Origin of the sequence: Bradyrhizobium sp. CCBAU 25338, assembly GCF_028128965.1 — a bacterium.
Lineage (GTDB): Bacteria > Pseudomonadota > Alphaproteobacteria > Rhizobiales > Xanthobacteraceae > Bradyrhizobium > Bradyrhizobium liaoningense.
The window spans coordinates 164,091-182,285 of the sequence record NZ_LFKY01000002.1; the positions used below are offsets into that span (position 1 = coordinate 164,091).

The window sequence follows — 18,195 nt, forward strand, 5'->3', positions numbered from 1 at the left end:
GATGCGTACACGGCCATTCCGGGAGCTGCGTTTTGCCGCTGACTATGAGCTGTCAACAGACGTGCATTTCGCTGGAACGGCAGGGCTAACGCAAGTCGCTCGGCGCAGCCCAAGAGATTGGCGGCATCTAGGCGGTACTTTCGGTACCGCTGCCCTAACGGGCGTTTCCTCCCCTCACTTGGTCACCGGGGTGTCTATAGGACCGGCGGTTCTCTTCGTGTGATTGGCGCGATCACCGCGATCGACGCGCTCAGGCTTTATCTGCCAAGGCTTCGCGTATCGATCGGGCTCGCCATGTCTGTAAGATTTGCCGCCCTCATCGCACGCGCTGTCCGGTGATACCAAGACGAGACATCAACACCGCGGCTGTAACCTCATCGGTCGCGGTCAGTCGGAAGCCGCAGGCTGGTTGAGATTGGAGAAACAAGAGGAAGTGGACGAACTAAGAGCCAGACGTCGCTAGGTTGAGCGAGTGGCGATCTAAACTTCTCGGACGAAATACTCCACGAATAAGGCGCTGGTTGAGTACAGCAATCTGAGTGTGGGTGCGGCTATAGAACCGAGCACCGGGAAACGCGGGATCTCCTTCCTCAAACAACCCCCGCACTGTATCAAAGCGAGGTAACGGATTTTCGGCGACCGCATCTGCAACCATGTGATGCAGGTGAGTAATGACCGCACAATCCAGAAACCTTAGTACTTTGTCGCGTTTTGGTAGGCGGCGACCATCCTTGTTTGAAGGGAGCTTCGATCTAGCCAGACTTTGAACGCGCCGCAGATCTGAGTAGGCGACACTTAGGTATTCAAGGTTTTCACGCAAAGTGAGATCTAAACATTCGCCCAAGTCTATGATCGCTCCGACAACGAATGGTTCAGAATAACCTCGGTCTCTGGCCCATTCCCATGCCCGCACCGGGTCACCTTCCCAAAAATAAACGCCCGGACCAAGCCAATCATATGCCTTTTCGCTTGACTTAAAGTCCTCACCCCTCAGCACGCGAAGACCGACCTGTCGATCGCACCCGTGGAAACCCACCGCCAGCGATGTCGCAGAACGACTCATTTACGACGGAGGGTGCGAACCTTCTTCAAGGTCGGACCACCATATTCCTTCGTCAATCCGCCGCGAGAGTTATTGATACCCTCTTTGATCAATACCTGCAGTGCATCGTTGCGAGACAACTTTAGCCGCGCCCGACGTTTCGCGACCTTCTTCAGAGCTGTCAGAAGTTCCAAATTCACGGTCAAATCCTCTCTCTCCGGCCTAAGGTCAACTGAACATATAAGGAACGTTTGGAATTGCCAAGTGGGCAATCCATCGCAGTGATCGCAACAGATACCCTCTCCGCCACTTTAGATTCTAGCCTCATCACCTCCATTGAAACGGTTTGTAATTCGCAATCATTCCCGATCTTTCAGCGACTTCTCGTTTCGTCAACAGCATGCAGACGGTCGTGATTCTCATTGCTCATACGCCTATCGTAAGCCGACAATTGATCGATTGAAGCGAGATTACAGATGGATACTGATGACTATAAGCGCGGGCTCCAGAGGTGGCACGACAAGACTGCCACGAATCTGGAGGAGCTTTCGGCCTGGACCGAAGCGGAGGGCCTCCCGTGGCTTTGGAACGAGTTCGCGGGGATCATCAGGCAGGATCGCGCCAAGCCCTTGCAAGCCCATCATGCTGTTCGCCAAGGCTTACGAACCACACCGGCCGATTTCGAGAAGATGCCTTACGAGAAGACATTCTATCACGCGCATGTCTCTATGCTTAATGCTGAAGCGCGCAAATACATCAAGGCCGCGGCTACCTTTCAACGTATGCCAAGCCCTTATACCGACACGCGGCTGGAGACCCTGCATGAAGGGCTTCACACCATTTTGGACCATGGGATTATTTTGTTCGAACAGGCGTCTCACTGCCTGTTGGAATTGCCGGGGACGTATGGCGGTTAGCGGCGCACTCAGGAACATCCATTCGAGATATACCGAGGAGCCGAGCAAGCCGTTTATGGGCGTTTCTCGGGAATGACTTTCAGAGACCGAGCGCCCTTCATCGGCGTCGCCGTGTTGCGGACTGCCATTGAGAACCGGCTTCGGTCGGCTTTCGGCGTGTATAGCTATATCGATACGAGGAATGGCGGTCTGGTGCCGATCGCCCTTAGTGAGCTCTTCGATGCGATCAGGCCTCACCTCAGCAACATCGAGTTCGCTGTCGATTTTCACGATGTTGCCAGGATTTACCGGTGGAGCAATCCTTACCTCCACGCAGGATCGCGCGATTTTATCTGGGTGGCAGGCTATGCGCTTGAATACCTCCACCCGCTTTTTGCGGGCGGCGCGTCGTCCGTCGATGTAGGGATTCGCATGCCCCGGCAAACATGGCGCGAGATTCGACAGGGCTTCGAGGAGCCGACAAGACCGAACTTGTTCGCGGACCTCTGGCGAACGATTGGACTGTTCGTCAGGAGGCGTCGCGCCGGGCCGGCGCAGATGTTGAACCTCGCCGATGAACAGGGGGCGGCCTGTACATTTCTTGACTAAGGTATTGCCCCGCCGAAGACGATGATGGAGATGCTCATTGAGCACCTCCATCTCGGCCTTACAAGCGAATGTCTTCGACAATCCGATCTGCCTTATTGACGGCTTGAATGTAGGCCGAGATCGGCCCGCGCGCCTTGAAGTGAAGATCGCGTTCGATCGCGAGCCCAAGGCGCCCGCGATAGGCGGCGAGCTCCGTCAGGCCGACGGTGCCGAACTCGGGGAAGCCGATGCCGAGATCGCAAAGGCCCCAGGCGACGGTGTGATCGTCGGGATCAATCTCGGTGAGCAGCCAGGTGGCGGCTCCGCAAGGGTTGAACAGCTTGAAGACGGGTTCGAAGTCGAGCTCGTCCGGTGTCCCCTTAACGGCCGCCTGACGGCGGCCGTTGTGACAACATTCGGCGTGTCATGCTTCGGCGAGGGCTGTCGCCTTACTGATGGTTGCATCCGCAGAAACCTTTGCTGCCGCAGACGCTTCTTCGAAGCGTTTGATGTCGTGATGATAGAACTTCAGCAGATCGCCTGTGGTCTCATAGATTTGTTGCGCTCTCTTGTCCTCGCTGAGGAAGCCATCGAAATACGTTGCATATGCCGCGATCATCGCATCAATGATGTGGTTGCCTATGTTCTCCGCCGATGCTCCTTGCGCGCCACCTTCCTTGATGCAGCGAAGCGCCACGACATAGCCCGCAACGGCGTAGCGGAATATGCATGCGTTGGACAACGTCCTCGTCGGAGGCTGCTTCTTGAAGTAGCCATGCGCCATGAACATGTTGTCGGCGAGTGCGACGATCTCTCCCGTGACCTTGCTGAACAACTCCTGAGGGATTGGCTTTCCCTTGGTCAGAATGGCAAGCTCGGCATCCGTGTATTTCTTGGCATGCTCGGCCAGATTGGCGGTGTAGGTCTCCTGACCCTTTCGCAATTGCGCGATTTCGGCGGCCGCCGCAGCCGACTTCTGCGCCAGGAGCCGCTTAGCAGGCTTGTCGCCGTCGCGCGCCCGCTCAAGCGTTGCATAGAACTTGCTGAAATTGGCGGTTTGATCGCGCTCGATGAGGCGCTTCTGAAGACCACGGCTTCGCCGCTTTGCACGCAGGCCGCTGATCGCATGGGTTGACTTCAAGACCCTGACCTGGCCGGGGTATTCGGCCAGAATCTTGAACCGTTCGCAGATGGATGCTGCATCGCTACTGGCGAGCGCTTCGATCATAACGTAGTCGGGGATAACGGCGATGTTCGCGGATCGGCTAGATATTCGCGCAGTTTTTCGGACTTGAGGTAGTTCGTATCGACGAGCTTTCGCATCTCCGCTCTCCCGCAAAACGTCTTTCTTTAGCATGCACGGTACAAGACTGGAGGTCCAACCGGGGCTTGATTTGCTACCTGCGCTCTCTAGGTGCGATAAGCCTCCATGCGGCGCGATCCATTGCGGCCTCTGCCAGGCCGCCGCGTAGGACGCTTCGCCGGCTTGGGCAGTTCTGCCTTGGCGCCAAGGATTTCAGCGATGACGGTCTCGGCCTCGGTCAGAAGAAGCTTGCTCTGCTCCCCGCCGGTCAGATCCCGCCATTTGAGCCGTGTCTTGTAGGGCTTCGCTGGCTTGAAGCTCTCGGTCGGCTCGAAGGTCTCGACTCTGAACACGATGGCCCGATTGACGGCAACACTGTCCTCGGTGAAGAGGTGGAGCTCGTATTCAGCCGCAAACTCTTGCGGCGTCTGCTCGGTGAGTGCGATGTCCCGATTGAGCAGGACGATCCGGCCCTTGTAGTCCTTCTCGGGTTTGAATTCGGGATTGGCTGCGGGATCGAACGGCTCGACGAACGCGACCTGTTCGACGGGTACCAGCTTCTTTCCTATGGTGATGACTTTCATGGGTATCTCCTCTCTTGTGGTTGATCGGAGAGGCTAGCGGGATCAGACATTGATCGAGAGCGAAAGGGTCGGGAATCGCTCTGGAATGAACCGAAATGGTCAGTAATCGGGAGAGCTACCGCGCCGCGTCCTACACACTTCCCCCGCAGCGCGCGAGCCACCTTGATCGCTCACTCATCAATCCCCAAATAGGAAGCTATCAACCCTCACGCGAACCCCACCGCAATGATGAGAGGACTATGGAGGATTTATCTCCCGGCAATGCATCAGAGGACGCAAGCGCGTCAAACCCGCCACCGCCGCCCTGGGCAAGAGCGACTCTATCTGACCTCACTGATTTCGACTTCGAGGCTCCTGTAGCGGAATCGAAGAGCGCGGATAGCTCAACCTTGTCGGACCTATTCAGCGCGGCCGGCGGGTCCATCGGTTCGAATGGTGAATTGGCCGATACGCCAGCGGCCCGCGTCTTCCAGATGCTGTCGGCGGCTGCTGGGATGATATTCCGATCGAAAGAACCGAACGAGCCCTTCGGGGCGCTGATGGTTACCGCCGATGGTCGTCGCACAGCCCTTCCGGTCGATTTTTGCGGTCCGCCTGCTGAGGTACTGGCGGAGATGGCAAGGCGCGCCACGCATCCGGTCCTTCGCGCACGGCTTGCGGACATCTGTTGGGTCGTCGATCGCAAGGCTCAGCTCGCAGCCATAGCCGCCGAGTCCTACGCCGATATCGTGGCGAAGGTTGGCGCGGGCGAACTTCGGTTTCGCGGCGAGGATGATCGTGGCGTCCTTACGTTCGACGCCCGCGATCTGCTCCGTCGGGCCCTCTTAATCGGCCGTGCCATTGGGGCTGACAAGCGAGGCCCTGCGGCAGCGCGAGATATTGTATCGGCACTAAGGGTGAAGGCCTTCGAGCAGGGATTGATGGTCCCCTCCCTCTGGTTTGGTCATCTAGCTCTCGATTTTGGCGTTGGCGATGCCGGCGAGATCAGCAGTCAGATTGAGGCACTCATCGCCAAGCTTCCCGAGGGCTCCGATCCGCACACGATCGTCAAACTATGGCGTATGGCGGCACGCGGGTATCGCCTTGCGAAAAGGACCGACGATCAGCACCGCTCGCAGTCCTCGGCCGCCGACCAACTTGTCGCCATCGCGGCCAGCCAGCCGATGGCTCTTTTGGCCTCCCAGACACTTACCGAAGCGATAGGCTAGTTGCACGGCGTGCCCGGCGCGAAGGATCGACGAAAAGAGCTAAGGCATCGGCTGGTAGATGTTCAGGCCGGCATTGCCGACGAGACGTCCGATTTCTCCATTCCTACAGACATCGAGGAGTTGGCGAGACAGGTCGAACAGCAGATGCAGCCCCCTGCGCGACAAGCTGTTCGCTTTTGCGGCGCTCAGTAGATCTCCCGATCCGGCAGCGCTCAAGCAGGAAGCGCGAGACACCATCCGGGAACACCCGTTATCATCGCTCTTCGGCGGCTCACACCATGACCGTGAGGGCAAAGTCGTGCACCGGAGCGAGGGCGCCGGCTTGGGTGATGGTGCAGATGCTTCAGCCGTCGAGCGCCAGGTCGCAGAGGGCGAAAGAATTCGTCGACACATCGCAGCAGCTGCGGCCGAGATTGCGCGTCAGACCATTACCAGAGATTACTATATCGCCGATGACGTGTTTGAGCAGTTGCTCGTACATAGCGCTTTCGTACCGCTCAATCTTGTCATGACCTACTCCCGCGGTTTCACCCGCTTCTTCCAGGGCGATTTTGTCGGAGCGACCTATATTCTGACGCCTCTCCTTGAGCAATCGCTTCGGCATGTGCTCAAGAGTTCGGGACATGACGTCTCGAAGCTGGATGACGCGACCAAGACACAGTAAGATCGTACAATCTCCTCGCTCTTTGATCAGATGCGATCGGAGCTCTTAGCTGTATTGGGCGACGCTATCATCGCGAATATCGAGAATGCGTTCTTGAAAAAGATCGGTCCCAATCTTCGTAACTGGCTTTCGCATGGCTTGCTCAGCGATGGTGACCCGTACGGCGATGATGCGGTCTACGCATGCTGGCTGATCTTTCATCTCTGCATGTTGCCGCTATTTGGGTTTCGTTCTCAACTGACGCTCCCCTATGACTACACGCCGGGCGATCGAAGTGATCTCGATGGCGCAGCAGAATCCGCTGCATAGCGGCGCATGAGCCAGAGTGGCCGCTCGCAATACGAGCGACCTTTTCATCGGAATGGTTGGAAACCTTCTGCAATGCAGCATTTTAAAATTGACTTCGGACCTACCAAAAAAAGACAATGAGCCTGTTCCCTCGGTGCGTTTGTCGAAGCTCAGAGCGTGCCAGGACAGTGGGGTTACCTGATTTTGGCAGGTCGAACCTGAGGCCCGGCCAGCGAGATTCAAGCGAACACTCCCATATTGCCCAGGGAATGTCCTTTGCAGCCGCCGAGGACCAATCAACAGAAATTGGGAGGACACATGGAGCCGAAGGCCGCCAGCTTAGACGTACGTGCTGACGACATCCTGGAAGGTGCTGCTGCAATCGCAGAATATCTGTTTGGATCACGGGAGTTTCGACGCAAAGTGTATTATCTGGCCGAGACGTCGAAACTGCCCCTCTTCAGGTTGGGCTCCGTGCTCTGTGCGCGCAAGTTAGTGCTGGCAGGATTTATCAGGGGGCAAGAGAAGCAGCCGATCCGATTGCTTCATCTTCGGGCGCAGATCGTTGCACTGACTGGCACCATACGCCAGCTTGAGCAGGCCGGGTTCGATTCGGCAGAGACACGACACCTCGTCCCCAGGCGTCGGGCGGAGCTGAAAGGCTTGTCGCGCCGGTAAGCTAGGCGCGAGAGTTGAGGACTTTTTCCAGGGCCGCAACGAGCTCTGCGCGCTTTTCTTTCGATAGCTTGTCGAGATTCTGCTGACGCCATTTGACGGCAGGCAGATCGGCGGCGGCGGGGATGCCGAGGAGATCCCAATCAGGCTCGCCGCGCTCGAACGATACGAGAAATTTCCGGTGAGCCTCTGGCATCTTACCGACAATTTCTTCGACCAGGGTCTTGCGCGCGGCAACCAGCTCGTCCTTTGAAACGGGCTTGTCCCTCATCCCTTCGAAGCCGTGAAGGAATTCATCGCTGATATCTTTTTGTGGCGAGCCAAGTACCTCGAACATCGGCCTGTCGTGACTCAAGAGATAGACGATGAAGGCCTTGCGGAGTTCATCGGTAATTCCCTCATTGGCCAGCAGGTCGCGAATATCGAACAGATCACGCGGATGCTGGCGATCCAAAGCGGCGACAATTTTTCCGCCATAGAGGTCAGCAAAAGAGACCGTGCGAGCCTCAGCGAAACCAAACGCCTCTTCGACGGCGGGACGCACCGAAGTCACGACCGGCTCGAAGACGCAGCCACGCAGCACAGGCGTGACTTCAATCTTGATCTGGACGTTCTGCGAGCGAACCACCAGTTTGACGATCGTGGCCTCTTTACGGGTCTCATGGACCTGTGCCCCGGGGATCTTCTCTTTAATCTCTGCAACGATGCGCTTCATGGACGCATCAATATCGGCGAGGGACTCGGCGCGCGGCGCGACAGGAACATAGGTTAGATCGATATCGACGGAGAGACGGGGCAAGTCGCGAACGAAGAGGTTGATCGCAGTTCCTCCTTTCAGGGCGAAGCATTTCTCTTCGGCGACAAATGGGAGAACGCGCAGCAACAGCGCGACCTGCCTTTTGTAAGCGTCAGCGAACGCCATCGAGATCTCCCGGGACGGTTATTTGATAGGTCGGATCGAGAACACCACCTTTGACGAGCATACGTTTACCATGCCCAAGATCGACGGCTTGCTTGTTAAGCCGTTTGAGCCAAGCATGGTTGTGACGGTCGGCGAAGTAAAAGAAGAGACGCTTCACCTTAACGCTTGCGCAATCCTTCAGGAGTTTTTGCAAGCGATCGGGCCGAAGATTGGCAAGGCCACCGAGTAGAGCATCGACCTGTTCGAAGCTTTCGTTGTTGGGCAATTCGTCGAGCAGCTCGAAAACGGCGCGCTCGGGCGTCGACAGGGTTAGAGGCCAGTCCCATTGGCCCCAGTTCAGTTGAGTTACGTCGCCTCCCCGAAAAGCCGTATCATCGAGCATCTTCCCGGTTTCGACATTCCAGCGGACACTGCTTATGCCCTTCGCGACGGGTTCGTTTTTGAAGAGCCGCCGGTCGTTGTGGTAGACGAACTTCACGGACAGCGGCAGCTTGTTCACCCAGGACGGCGGAGACTTGGGGCCGTAGAGGTGAACGCGAGTCGTCGCTTGCGGCAGGTAGTGAGCGTATCCTTGTAATTCGAGCGCCGTTCGCCCGCCCACGACGAGCGGTGAATAGTTCAGGATGCCCTGCAGGGATATGACGACCTGCTGCCAGCTCAATTCGTAGCGCGGTCGCCGGAAAACCCCGCGGGTTGGCTGTTCGAGCCAGCCACGCGTCACATACAGATGTTGGAGCTGGGTGGAGTAGCCGTGCCGCTTGAGCCAGGCGGAATCCACGACAAGCCCCTCAGGCAGGAGCTTGTCGAGCTGGTTTAGGAGTTGGCCTTTTTGTCTATCCATGATTGATATAATAGCATATTTTCAAACCGAAAGGCTAGTTTGAAATTCTCTAAATTTATCAAGCATCAGTTGATTCTGGCGCCATTATCCAAACCATTTACTTCTACCGGGACGCGTCCTGTGGATGATGATGCAGGAACAGTTGCGAAACGAACAAATAAAGAACAATTGACGTTACAAATGCCAAACCCAGCAGGCTCAAGGCAACTCGAAAGAGATGAAAGATGGAAGGCAGTGAATTCAAACCGGACGACCTGGTTCGAGTGAAATCGGGCGGCCCCGTGATGACAGTCGAAAAGGTCGGCATAACCGCAATGCTCCAGCAGAGGCGGTTTGGTGCGTCTGGTTCGAGAAGGTTGGGAACAAGCACATCGCTCAGGAAAAGAGCTTCTCCCCTGTCGTGCTTGAGAAGGCCGAGAAGCCGAACAGGGCATTCTCGGTCGGGATCGTCAGGTCCTAAGGTGCGTCATGGCGTTTCGCGGTCTCTTCATCGGCATCGACCGTTATCGATCGAATACGCTTAGGGCAAAGGCAATGCCTGATACGAGCGCATCGGGCGCTCGGAGACCAAGAAGATTCGCAAAAACATCCTCAATAGCCAGTTGGTGCCGCGCGATTGTCGGAAAACTATCGCCGGCGAAGCTCTCGAGAAGATCGGCTTGCGCAATGATGTCTTCGTGGCGCGCCGCAATCTCGACCTGAGTCGGCCAGCCTGCGCCATTGCGCACGAAATTGGCGGAGTCTTCGCGAACAATCGTCGCCGCTTTACGCAGCATGTTGGCTAGCGTCGGCGCCTGTTGATCCTCACCACTGATAACGCGAGCCAGCTCCGGCAAATTCCACAGCGTGGACTGGTCGGCTGCGACGACGAACGGGTTGTGGAAGTTGGGCTGGCCAGCCAGTTGTTGAACACGGGCAAGGACAGCGGCGTTCGTTGGATGTGGCTCTTGCTGGATCATCGCAAGCCGGCGCCGGGGACCATAGGGGTCCACGAACATCGGTGCGTCGCTGTAGATCAGCGTGAGCGGACCAATGGCGGGGTTCTCCTGTCGGAAACGGTGCTCCCAGACCTTGCAGCGTATATCGACGGTCTGGGGGATCGGGGTGCTATTTTCCCAATTCTGAATGGTCGTCCGGCTGACATCGAGCCGGTCAACAGCGTCTTGCTGGGTCAATCCCAGGCCCTGCCGCCATGCTTTGAATTCTGCTGCGTTGATTTGAAAAGCTCAGAAACTTGGACGTATCTCATAATACAAGCCAAATTACTGAGCTTTTCGAGGACTCTTACTAATCCTTCCCTCTAAACGTGCGGAGATTATCCACTACTTTCACCGCACAATATGCGGAGAATAACTTGCTTTTGCGGAGATTTGGGTATATTCTCCGCAAAAGGTGCGGATAATGACAACCTATATCCATGAGCTGAAGGACTGGCCCCACTTCACCTGGGACGCCTCAAAGCTTGCCCAGAAGCTGGCGGCGGTGCGCAATCGCCAGGGACGTCTTTCGGGGCGTATGGAGGAGCTCGGCATCAGACTCAAGACAGAAGCAAATCTTGAGGCCCTCACCGAAGAAGTCACCAAGTCGAGCGAAATCGAAGGCGAGGTTCTCAGCCGCGAACAGGTGCGTTCATCGCTGGCACGTCGTCTCGGAATCGATATCGGCGCCCTCACCCCTTCGGAGCGCAACGTCGAAGGCATCGTGGAGATGATGCTCGACGCCACTGGAAAGTACAGCACGCCCCTCAGCGCCGAACGGTTGTTTGGCTGGCAGGCAGCCTTGTTCCCCACGGGGCGCAGCGGCATGAACAAGATCACCGTCGGTGCCTGGCGCACTGAGGCGTCGGGTCCAATGCAAGTCGTCTCGGGGCCGATCGGACGCGAGCGGGTACATTACGAAGCCCCCAAAGCCGCCTTGCTGGCCGACGAGATGAAAGCCTTCATTGATTGGTTCAATGGCGAGCAGGAAATCGATGCCGTGTTGAAGGCGGCGATCGCGCACCTTTGGTTCGTCACCATCCATCCGTTCGAAGACGGCAATGGCCGCATTGCCCGCGCGATAGCCGATATGGCGCTGGCCCGCTCCGAGAACAGCTCGCAGCGCTTCTACAGCATGTCGGCCCAGATCCGGCAGGTGCGTAACGCCTACTACGATATTCTGGAAGCCACCCAGAAAGGTGAACTCGACATCACCGAATGGCTCGAATGGTTTCTTGATTGCCTCGATCGTGCCTTCGATCGCGCTGACACAATCCTGGCGTCAGTTCTTCGAAAGGCCCGCTTCTGGAAGAAGCATGCCGAGCAAAGCTTCAACGACCGCCAGCGCGCAATGATCGAACGCCTATTCGAAGGCTTCGAAGGCAAGCTCACCTCGTCGAAGTGGGCGCTGTTAACGAAGTCATCGCAGGACACAGCTCTGCGTGACATTGACGATCTTGTCGCAAAAGGCGTGCTGACCAAGGACGCGGCCGGCGGCCGCAGTACGAGCTATTCGCTAATTGACGCGGATTCTGCTAATCGCTAATCAAGCGATCGCGTCGAGCTTCGCAGTGGCTGCGCCAAGTTCCGCAGATAACGTGTCATAGATCTTGACGAGGATCTTACCTTACCCCCTTCGCTTCTTCCCCGGCTGAATGCCGAAACGCCCTAGTTGTTTCTGAAGAGCTTGGTTAGGCCCCGCTTCCCGATTCAGCAGATAGCATCACTGCATCGGCTCCATCATAGATGGCGGTAGCGACATCTGAGATTTCCGCCCGCGGCGGAATCGGCCCAGCCACCATGGAATCCAAGATTTGCGTTGCGACGATGACGATTTTCCGGGTGCGCTTGAGGGGCACCGAGCCGCGAGACGGAGAAATCGTTGCGCAAGTGGTTAACACCACGCGATGGAGGCTATTGGCAAAGTAAATCCTGCTTTGAACCGATCCATGACCACCATTGTTTCAATGCGCTTTATGTCTGAACTTTCGTCTGTAAGGCGCCGGGCAAACCGCTCGTAATCTTCCATATCGTTTACGGTAACTAGCAAGACGAGGTCAGCCAGACCTGTAACATAGAATGCGCTCATCACTTCAGACATCTTGCAAATTTGGCTCTTTAGACGATCAACGGTATCGGCACGCGCGCGCTCCAAGGAAATGAGAACCACTGCGGTCACATTACGCCCAATTGCTTTTGGAGAAATGATGGAAACGTCGGCCTCTATGACACCCGTCGATCGAAGGCGCTTCAGCCGACGTTGAACTCCGGATGCGGATAGGCCGACCTTCCCTCCAAGTTGTTCACTACAGAGGCGATTGTCTCGTTGGACGAGATCAAGAAGACGAAAATCGATCTTGTCGAGTTGCATCACTGCCTCGCGGCCAGTGGATTGCGATCGCGTCGGGGAAGCAGACGCCTGCGCCGCTTGTCCTGACATTTTCGCCTCCTCACTACGCCGCCTAGCTGTTGAACGATCGATTTCTCCCGCTGTCATTTGTCTTGGAACACCTATTGGGAGCCCAGCTCTTTGCGATACATCGAAGACAGTTGGTGCGGCGATCTCCCCTCCGACGGGGCTCACCGAACTCGGACGCGACCGCCCTCTCGAGGATGTCGCGGGGCGGGGCCGACGTTTCTATCGATGCGCGCCCCGGACCCGAGCACATATCCCCCGACGAGTGTGGTAGACGGTCAAGCTCGGGAGGCGACGGCTTTTTGCTCCTGATCAGCGGAAAGCCCTATTGCGTTGACGGTGCGATATGCGAATACGATGGCGGGACCGATTGTTATGCCTGCCCCGGATAAATTCCGCGCATCGGCGACGTCATGTCATTGCCGCAAGCATAAAAACCCTGGATTGCGTTGCCTTGTTCATCCAGGACGTTTCCGTAACTATCCGTCGCGAATCCCGTCGCCGTGCCAAGCGTTGCCGCAACGATCGGCAGCGCAACAAACGGTCCGTTTTTGATTGGTCCAAGATTTGGATTTTTTCCGACGGTCGGATCGCCGAGCGTGCGATTAAAACCCGATTCCCCACGCTTAAAGAGGGGATCCCGTCCTTGGGCAGCGTGCCCGTTGTGTTCCTCGATCGTCTTTTGAAGCAAAGGGGATCTAGTCCCAGCTGCTCTGCGAGCTCAGAAATCGTTTCACCTGCCTTGACGTAGCCAAGGCGGAGATATTTTCCGATGCTCAAGGTCCAGGGCCATGGCAGTAGGTGTCCCATGCCCCTCAATCGAACGAACTGGTGATCGCAGATGAAGTAGAATCGCTTATCTGCTGGATAGCCGTTTTCAAACATTGCCAGGCAAATATCGTGATACGAATTCGATTCGTTGACGAAGCGTCTGACATTTGGACCGACAGCAGAGACCCCAGGACGGCCGCGGTCGAGCCAGGCGTATGGCACAACCTGCGAGCCGCTGCCGCGTTTCAGGATCGAAACCGGGGTCCAGAAGCCCGCCGATGCGACATCTTTGTCGATGGCGGCCCCGAGCATAGTTGCAAGCCCAATGCCGTCACCGTTAACATCGGCGTGGGCCAACGTAACATCATGCTGGTGTGCACCACCGAGGTGCGTTCTCAACTGCGCGTTCCGGGCAAAGCCGCCAGTTGCGAGAACGACACCACGTGAGGCGCGCACGCGGATGCCAACGTTGATCCGCTTGATAATGGCACCCGTGACGCGTCCGCCTTCCTTCGTGAGTTCGACCGCTGGAGAAGATGGCCAAATTTCTACGCCGTACTCGCGCAGGCTCACCAGCAGCCGCGCGATCAAGGCATTCCCGCCGCTGAGCTCAGTACCACGCCTGAAGCTGAGCCGATCCCGCGCATAGCGGCTCAGGCGAGTTAAGACGTGTTTGAGCGACGCAACAGATGGGAGTGGGTTGAGAAAGCTTCTCACCTCACTCGATGAGATCATCATGCCCCCGAGCACAACCCGAATGGGATCACCAATCAAATCGAAGTCCTTGCCTAGAAGCCGCCCATCATAGGGGGCGGGGCTCAGTGCCCGTCCCTTATCAGCGCCGCCAAGCTGGCTCGAGTGATAATCGGGCGTAGTGGCCAGGGTAAACTTGACACTCGTGCCGTTCTCGAGCGCGGTTAGCGCCGCCGGGCCGTCTTCAAGATAAGCATCAATGAATTGCGCACGATAATGAACGCCGAGTTCGTGCTGCGGGTATGTCCTCGCATTGGCGATGGTGTCATCGATTTTAGCCGCGCGCGCCTGAGCAGAACAAGGAACCCAGATCATGCCATTCGACAGGGCCGTCGTTCCGTCAAGTCGCGGAGATTTCTCGCATACAATGACGCGCAGTCCGGCCTTTGCCGCATAGAGCGCCGCCGACAGTCCAGCCGCGCCGCTTCCGATCACGAGGACATCTGTCTCCCAGTCTTGATCCGCCCTCGTCTCTCCTTTGGAGGCGAAAGCGATCGTGTCCGGCTTAGCTCGGTCATTTAGTGCGTTCATGCGGCCTCGCTGCACGTTGCAGTTAACATCAATGAGTTTGCGGAAGCGGGACAGCCTTGAATTCCGCCGCCGCTGTTTTCACTGCCCGCTCAATTGGAATTCTGTCGATCGAGGATGCGCCAACAAAGCCGACACACTCGGTCGTCCGATAGACCTCGATCGTATCTTCAGGCTCGGCAATTGCCCCACCATGGCAAAGCGAGAGGACGTCCGACCGGATGCTTCGCGCCGCCGCGTTGATCTCATTGATGCGCCGGATCGCCTCCTTAAGGGATTGCCCCTCCTCATGACCGACCAGCCCGCCGCGCGTTGCGCCGACATGTGGGACCATGCAGTCGGCCCCTGCACTTGCCATCGCTTTGGCGTCTTGAGGGCTTGCGACATAGGCAAGCGACGTCCTTTCAGCAATCTGCTTCAAGAGTTCCGTGGGGTCTTCGCATCTGCTGGTTTGTCGCCGTCATCCCTCCTAGTGCCAATGTCGATCAGGATGGTCTTGCGGCCGCACGCCTCGATAATATTCGCAAGGTAAGACGCCTCGCGGCCCTTGGTATCCAGCGTGGCCACGATCGCGACCGCATCCGTAGTCGCGGATCCAGTCGCCAGTTTGGACAGGTTACCATCACGGGCCGACCTCTGGTCGTCCGTACAATGGTGAGACACGATCTTCCTCCCAGAACCATTCCTAACAACAGGTGGTCTAGACCCGGCTCTACCCGGGTATAAGATCGGTGAGGCGTCCAAATGGGTAACATTGGGTAGAAACGTTGAGCGCGAGTGTTCCCGGCAAACTTACCACACAGATGTCGGACATAGCTAAAGGCGGACAATTGCAAGTCTACGCACGCTCTTTGCGCAGCCTTCCAGAAGGCTCCCTGCTGGTCATGGCGATCCTGCCAATCCTCGACTGGAACGACTGTCGTTTGCGAGACTTGGTAACCCTCGACCAGGCAACGTCCGCTCCTCATGTCTATGCGGCGATAATCATGATCGACCCGTTCGCTTGCTGGGAGGATATGGCCGTATCGTTGAGGGATGCCGACATCAGCGGCGTCGCCAATTTCCGCCCGCATTTATGATCGAGCGGTCGGCGGAGGGCGTACCTGTTGACGCCGGACAGGAGCTCGAACTTCCGGGATGGAATGGTTCATAAAGCGATTTGGCTCCCATCTGGACGGACTCATCCATCTACCAGCAGAGGCTCTTACACGGACGATGAGCGAGGAGAGGTCCGGCACGATATATCCTAATAGACGCAGAACTGTACGTTTCGTACCGCAATGGAAGCGCCAATGACCCACCGTCACCCGCGCTTCACACGAACGCTGAATCGGCCAAATAGTCCGACCGTAGAACGCGGACATCACTTGTGAGATTCGATCGAGCTAATTAGTTTTTGGCCATCACGTCCTCGCATCCAGCACCGGCTCAGCGACTCGATCGAAGCCGCGTTCCAGTTAGGCGGTGTCTGCCAAAGAATGTTGCGAACGAAGAAGTCCACGAGCTTTAGTTCGCAGTAATTGCCCGGCACTCCGTGGTTCGCGTTCGGCACCACAAGCATGTCGAAGAATTTTCCTGCGTCGATAAGACGGTCGGCAAGCTGGAAGGTGGATGATGGATCGACGTTTTCATCCAGTTCGCCGACAATCAGCAACAGCTTACCTCGTAATCGGTGCGCGTTGTCGACGGCGGAGGATTGTGAATATTCGATGCCGACCGGCCAGCCCATCCACTGCTCATTCCACCAGATCTTGTCCATTCGGTTGTCATAGCAACCGCAATTGGCGACCCCAACCTTGTAGAACTCAGAATGGAAGAGGAGTGCGCTCACCGCATTCTGACCACCGGCGGACGCACCAAAAATGCCAAGGTTTGAAATATCGTACCACGGATAGTTTACGCTCGCCGCCTTGTGCCACAGGATTCGGTCGGGAAGCCCACCGTCCTTCAGATTTTTCCAGGCGACGTCGTGGAACGCTCGCGAGCGGTTGTTCGTCCCCATTCCATCGATCTGTACAACGACGAATCCAAGTTGCGCGAGCGGCTCGGCCGATGCTGAGAATGACTTCGGAACGAACGAACCGTGAGGGCCAGCATATATTCTCTCAACGACCGGATATCGCTTGGTTTGATCGAAATTAATGGGAAGGTGAATGACCCCCCAAATATCAGCCTCGCCATCTCTCCCCTTCGCATGAAAGCTGAGCGGCGGCGTCCAGCCAGCGGCCACGAGCTCCGAAATGTCGGCGCTTTCGACCTGCATGAGCTCCGAATTGTCAGTGGTTCGATATAAGACCAGGCTCGGCGGAAGATCGATTCGTGAACACAGGTCTACATAGTATTGGCCATCTGGCGAGAACTCGATGTGATGATTTGCCGCTCGAGGGGTGAGCGCAGTCAGGTCCGTCCCGTCAAATTCGATTCGGTAGCCATGGATGAAGTAAGGATCTTCGCCTGCGTTCATTCCGCTCGCGCCAAACCAGATCCGGCGGGTCACCGGATCGACAAAATAGACCGTGCGGACCACCCACTTGCCTTTGGTGATCTGATTTTTAATCTCGCCGGTTCGGCCATCGAATAGGTAAAGATGCTCGTATCCGTCGCGCTCGGACGCCCAGATGATCTCCTTCCCGTCTGCAACGTTAAACTGAAAGATTTTGCCAGCGCACTCTTGGTCCATGTTCAGCGGCTGATAGTCGACGAAGGTCTTGCTGCACTCATCGATCAGCGAGCGGACTTCTCCGGTGGCTGCCACCACTTCTAGAAGGCGATAGAGCTGATGGCCTCGTTGATTATACTTAAAAGTGAAACCTCGACTGTCCTCCCACCACTCGATCGGCGAAAGTTCGTAAGGATTTCGGAATAGACTGTTGTCGAGTTGGATCTCGCGACGGCTGCCGATCTCAAAGAGCACCGGGTGTGATACTGTCAACAGGTCGCCAGGCTTAGGATACGTCATGGTCCGGCGCCTCGGATGAAGCTGGTCGGTCGGCGACGATTCGACGAAATGAATTTTACGCTCGTACCCGGGGCGGAACCGGTATCCCGCAAGATAGCGCGAGTTCGGAGACCACCTCAGTGTGGACAACGCGTAGTAGTTGCTCTCGGATCCGTCCCAGGTCAAGGGCATGTCCTGCGAGCCATCCTTGCTGCACAGGAATAGATTGTGCCTATTGATATAGGCCAGCCATTTACCATCAGGAGATGCGCTTTTTTCCTTCGGATCATTTTCTACCGGAGGGCTGCCATAGGGGTTCTCCTCATGGACTTTGGATGAAGCGTTCTGGGCTAGACAGGTGTAGCTCACAAGATCGCAGCTCCACCTGGTGCTATCGATCTGGAAGCTGATCTCGCGACCATCGCTAGCCAGGTCAAAGCGACGAAACGGCAGATTGTCAGCGTCGCAATGCCTCTGCGTTGCTCGGGTCAGGGCGGCAGCCAGCTTATCATGATCAAAGGCCAGCTGTTTTGCGCCCGTGACAGCGTTCACGATGATGAATTGGCGCCGGCCCCTTACCCTTCGGCAATAAGCAAAGGCCTCACCATCTGACACCCAGAACGGCACGTCCGCGACATTGACCGTGAGCTGACCATAGTAACCGTTGATCGAGAGCGCTCGTTCGTAATCCGCTACCTGCAGGATCTCGTGTCCAAAACTATCTTTCCGGCGGTCCAGGGCTTCCTCCTCATCTGAGCTAACGGAGCGATCGTTAAGGTGCCCCGTATACGAAAGGAGCAA

At 56.7% G+C, this 18,195-nt stretch carries 19 protein-coding genes and 3 pseudogenes; 8 read left to right on the forward strand and 14 right to left on the reverse strand.

Annotated elements, in window-relative coordinates; genetic code table 11:
* Positions 1-1,059: 1,059 nt before the first annotated feature.
* Positions 1,060-1,242 carry a hypothetical protein gene (locus ACM42_RS02255; protein ID WP_143035364.1) on the reverse strand — a complete coding sequence of 61 codons (183 nt, stop codon included), beginning with the start codon at positions 1,240-1,242 and terminating at the stop codon, positions 1,060-1,062.
* Between the two features lie 276 nt (positions 1,243-1,518).
* Between ACM42_RS02255 and ACM42_RS02260 the strand changes: the two genes are divergently transcribed.
* Together ACM42_RS02260 and ACM42_RS02265 are read left to right on the forward strand one after the other, a co-directional pair.
* Positions 1,519-1,959, forward strand: a complete 441-nt coding sequence (locus tag ACM42_RS02260) for a hypothetical protein (RefSeq protein ID WP_271526479.1) — start codon at positions 1,519-1,521, stop codon at positions 1,957-1,959.
* Between the two features lie 72 nt (positions 1,960-2,031).
* Positions 2,032-2,547, forward strand: coding sequence for a hypothetical protein (locus ACM42_RS02265; protein WP_271526480.1), 516 nt, complete (start codon positions 2,032-2,034; stop codon positions 2,545-2,547).
* A 58-nt stretch (positions 2,548-2,605) separates the two neighbouring features.
* On the opposite strand, the pseudogene ACM42_RS02270 reads toward ACM42_RS02265, so the two are convergent.
* The 3 genes and pseudogenes from ACM42_RS02270 to ACM42_RS02280 form a co-directional block, all read right to left on the reverse strand.
* Positions 2,606-2,920: pseudogene (locus ACM42_RS02270) on the reverse strand (DUF2958 domain-containing protein); the annotation flags it as partial.
* Between the two features lie 30 nt (positions 2,921-2,950).
* Complete coding sequence (locus ACM42_RS02275; RefSeq protein ID WP_271526481.1) at positions 2,951-3,754, reverse strand: hypothetical protein; 804 nt, start codon at positions 3,752-3,754, stop codon at positions 2,951-2,953.
* 182 nt (positions 3,755-3,936) lie between these two features.
* Positions 3,937-4,413 carry a hypothetical protein gene (locus tag ACM42_RS02280; RefSeq protein WP_271526482.1) on the reverse strand — a complete coding sequence of 159 codons (477 nt, stop codon included), beginning with the start codon at positions 4,411-4,413 and terminating at the stop codon, positions 3,937-3,939.
* Positions 4,414-4,652: 239 nt separating this feature from the next.
* Here ACM42_RS02280 and ACM42_RS02285 point away from each other — a divergent pair, with 239 nt between their 5' ends.
* The 4 genes from ACM42_RS02285 to ACM42_RS02300 all read left to right on the forward strand — a co-directional run bounded on the left by ACM42_RS02285 (position 4,653) and on the right by ACM42_RS02300 (position 7,251).
* Entirely contained in the window at positions 4,653-5,621 is a 969-nt protein-coding gene (locus ACM42_RS02285) for a DUF7380 domain-containing protein (protein WP_442868891.1), read from the forward strand.
* A 322-nt stretch (positions 5,622-5,943) separates the two neighbouring features.
* Positions 5,944-6,285: a hypothetical protein gene (locus ACM42_RS02290; RefSeq protein WP_271526484.1), complete on the forward strand. Its 342-nt coding sequence runs from the start codon at positions 5,944-5,946 to the stop codon at positions 6,283-6,285.
* A gap of 54 nt (positions 6,286-6,339) precedes the next feature.
* On the forward strand, positions 6,340-6,594 hold the full coding sequence (locus ACM42_RS02295) for a DUF4209 domain-containing protein (protein ID WP_271526485.1): 255 nt from the start codon (positions 6,340-6,342) through the stop codon (positions 6,592-6,594).
* Positions 6,595-6,891: 297 nt separating this feature from the next.
* The gene (locus tag ACM42_RS02300; protein WP_271526486.1) at positions 6,892-7,251 is read left to right on the forward strand and encodes a hypothetical protein; all 360 of its coding nucleotides are present in this window, start codon (positions 6,892-6,894) and stop codon (positions 7,249-7,251) included.
* A 1-nt stretch (position 7,252) separates the two neighbouring features.
* On the opposite strand, the gene ACM42_RS02305 is transcribed toward ACM42_RS02300, so the two are convergent.
* From ACM42_RS02305 to ACM42_RS02315, 3 genes are all read right to left on the reverse strand, one after another.
* Complete coding sequence (locus ACM42_RS02305; protein ID WP_271526487.1) at positions 7,253-8,170, reverse strand: nucleotidyl transferase AbiEii/AbiGii toxin family protein; 918 nt, start codon at positions 8,168-8,170, stop codon at positions 7,253-7,255.
* Positions 8,157-9,011: a type IV toxin-antitoxin system AbiEi family antitoxin domain-containing protein gene (locus ACM42_RS02310; RefSeq protein WP_271526488.1), complete on the reverse strand. Its 855-nt coding sequence runs from the start codon at positions 9,009-9,011 to the stop codon at positions 8,157-8,159. The genes ACM42_RS02305 and ACM42_RS02310 overlap by 14 nt, the downstream gene beginning before the upstream one ends.
* 503 nt (positions 9,012-9,514) lie before the next feature.
* On the reverse strand, positions 9,515-10,228 hold the full coding sequence (locus ACM42_RS02315) for a helix-turn-helix domain-containing protein (RefSeq protein WP_271526925.1): 714 nt from the start codon (positions 10,226-10,228) through the stop codon (positions 9,515-9,517).
* A 184-nt stretch (positions 10,229-10,412) separates the two neighbouring features.
* Here ACM42_RS02315 and ACM42_RS02320 point away from each other — a divergent pair, with 184 nt between their 5' ends.
* A complete protein-coding gene (locus tag ACM42_RS02320) occupies positions 10,413-11,534 on the forward strand; it encodes a Fic family protein (protein WP_271526489.1) in 1,122 nt (373 codons plus the stop codon).
* Between the two features lie 151 nt (positions 11,535-11,685).
* On the opposite strand, the pseudogene ACM42_RS02325 reads toward ACM42_RS02320, so the two are convergent.
* From ACM42_RS02325 to ACM42_RS38450, 6 genes and pseudogenes are all read right to left on the reverse strand, one after another.
* Positions 11,686-11,826, reverse strand: a pseudogene (locus ACM42_RS02325) (pyruvate kinase); the annotation flags it as partial.
* Positions 11,827-11,882: 56 nt separating this feature from the next.
* Positions 11,883-12,359: an Lrp/AsnC family transcriptional regulator gene (locus ACM42_RS02330; protein WP_271526927.1), complete on the reverse strand. Its 477-nt coding sequence runs from the start codon at positions 12,357-12,359 to the stop codon at positions 11,883-11,885.
* 418 nt (positions 12,360-12,777) lie between these two features.
* A complete protein-coding gene (locus ACM42_RS02335) occupies positions 12,778-13,095 on the reverse strand; it encodes an FAD-binding protein (RefSeq protein WP_271526929.1) in 318 nt (105 codons plus the stop codon).
* Positions 13,096-13,238: 143 nt separating this feature from the next.
* A pseudogene (locus tag ACM42_RS02340) lies at positions 13,239-14,459 on the reverse strand (FAD-dependent oxidoreductase); the annotation flags it as partial.
* A gap of 28 nt (positions 14,460-14,487) precedes the next feature.
* Entirely contained in the window at positions 14,488-14,877 is a 390-nt protein-coding gene (locus tag ACM42_RS02345; RefSeq protein WP_245471682.1) for a phosphoenolpyruvate hydrolase family protein, read from the reverse strand.
* Positions 14,874-15,119: a Tm-1-like ATP-binding domain-containing protein gene (locus ACM42_RS38450; RefSeq protein WP_333909286.1), complete on the reverse strand. Its 246-nt coding sequence runs from the start codon at positions 15,117-15,119 to the stop codon at positions 14,874-14,876. The genes ACM42_RS02345 and ACM42_RS38450 overlap by 4 nt, the downstream gene beginning before the upstream one ends.
* Positions 15,120-15,223: 104 nt before the next feature.
* Between ACM42_RS38450 and ACM42_RS02355 the strand changes: the two genes are divergently transcribed.
* Positions 15,224-15,535, forward strand: a complete 312-nt coding sequence (locus ACM42_RS02355) for a hypothetical protein (RefSeq protein ID WP_208757062.1) — start codon at positions 15,224-15,226, stop codon at positions 15,533-15,535.
* 284 nt (positions 15,536-15,819) lie between these two features.
* Here ACM42_RS02355 and ACM42_RS02360 read toward each other — a convergent pair whose 3' ends face one another.
* The gene (locus tag ACM42_RS02360; RefSeq protein WP_271526931.1) at positions 15,820-18,132 is read right to left on the reverse strand and encodes a S9 family peptidase; all 2,313 of its coding nucleotides are present in this window, start codon (positions 18,130-18,132) and stop codon (positions 15,820-15,822) included.
* Positions 18,133-18,195: the final 63 nt, after the last annotated feature.

Coding starts and splice junctions, on each gene's coding strand:
- ACM42_RS02260 (WP_271526479.1), top strand. CDS start 1,519: ATGGATACTGATGACTATAAGCGCGGGCTCCAGAGGTGGCACGACAAG.
- ACM42_RS02265 (WP_271526480.1), top strand. CDS start 2,032: ATGACTTTCAGAGACCGAGCGCCCTTCATCGGCGTCGCCGTGTTGCGG.
- ACM42_RS02275 (WP_271526481.1), bottom strand. CDS start 3,754: ATGATCGAAGCGCTCGCCAGTAGCGATGCAGCATCCATCTGCGAACGG.
- ACM42_RS02280 (WP_271526482.1), bottom strand. CDS start 4,413: ATGAAAGTCATCACCATAGGAAAGAAGCTGGTACCCGTCGAACAGGTC.
- ACM42_RS02285 (WP_442868891.1), top strand. CDS start 4,653: ATGGAGGATTTATCTCCCGGCAATGCATCAGAGGACGCAAGCGCGTCA.
- ACM42_RS02300 (WP_271526486.1), top strand. CDS start 6,892: ATGGAGCCGAAGGCCGCCAGCTTAGACGTACGTGCTGACGACATCCTG.
- ACM42_RS02305 (WP_271526487.1), bottom strand. CDS start 8,170: ATGGCGTTCGCTGACGCTTACAAAAGGCAGGTCGCGCTGTTGCTGCGC.
- ACM42_RS02310 (WP_271526488.1), bottom strand. CDS start 9,011: ATGGATAGACAAAAAGGCCAACTCCTAAACCAGCTCGACAAGCTCCTG.
- ACM42_RS02320 (WP_271526489.1), top strand. CDS start 10,413: ATGACAACCTATATCCATGAGCTGAAGGACTGGCCCCACTTCACCTGG.
- ACM42_RS02330 (WP_271526927.1), bottom strand. CDS start 12,359: ATGCAACTCGACAAGATCGATTTTCGTCTTCTTGATCTCGTCCAACGA.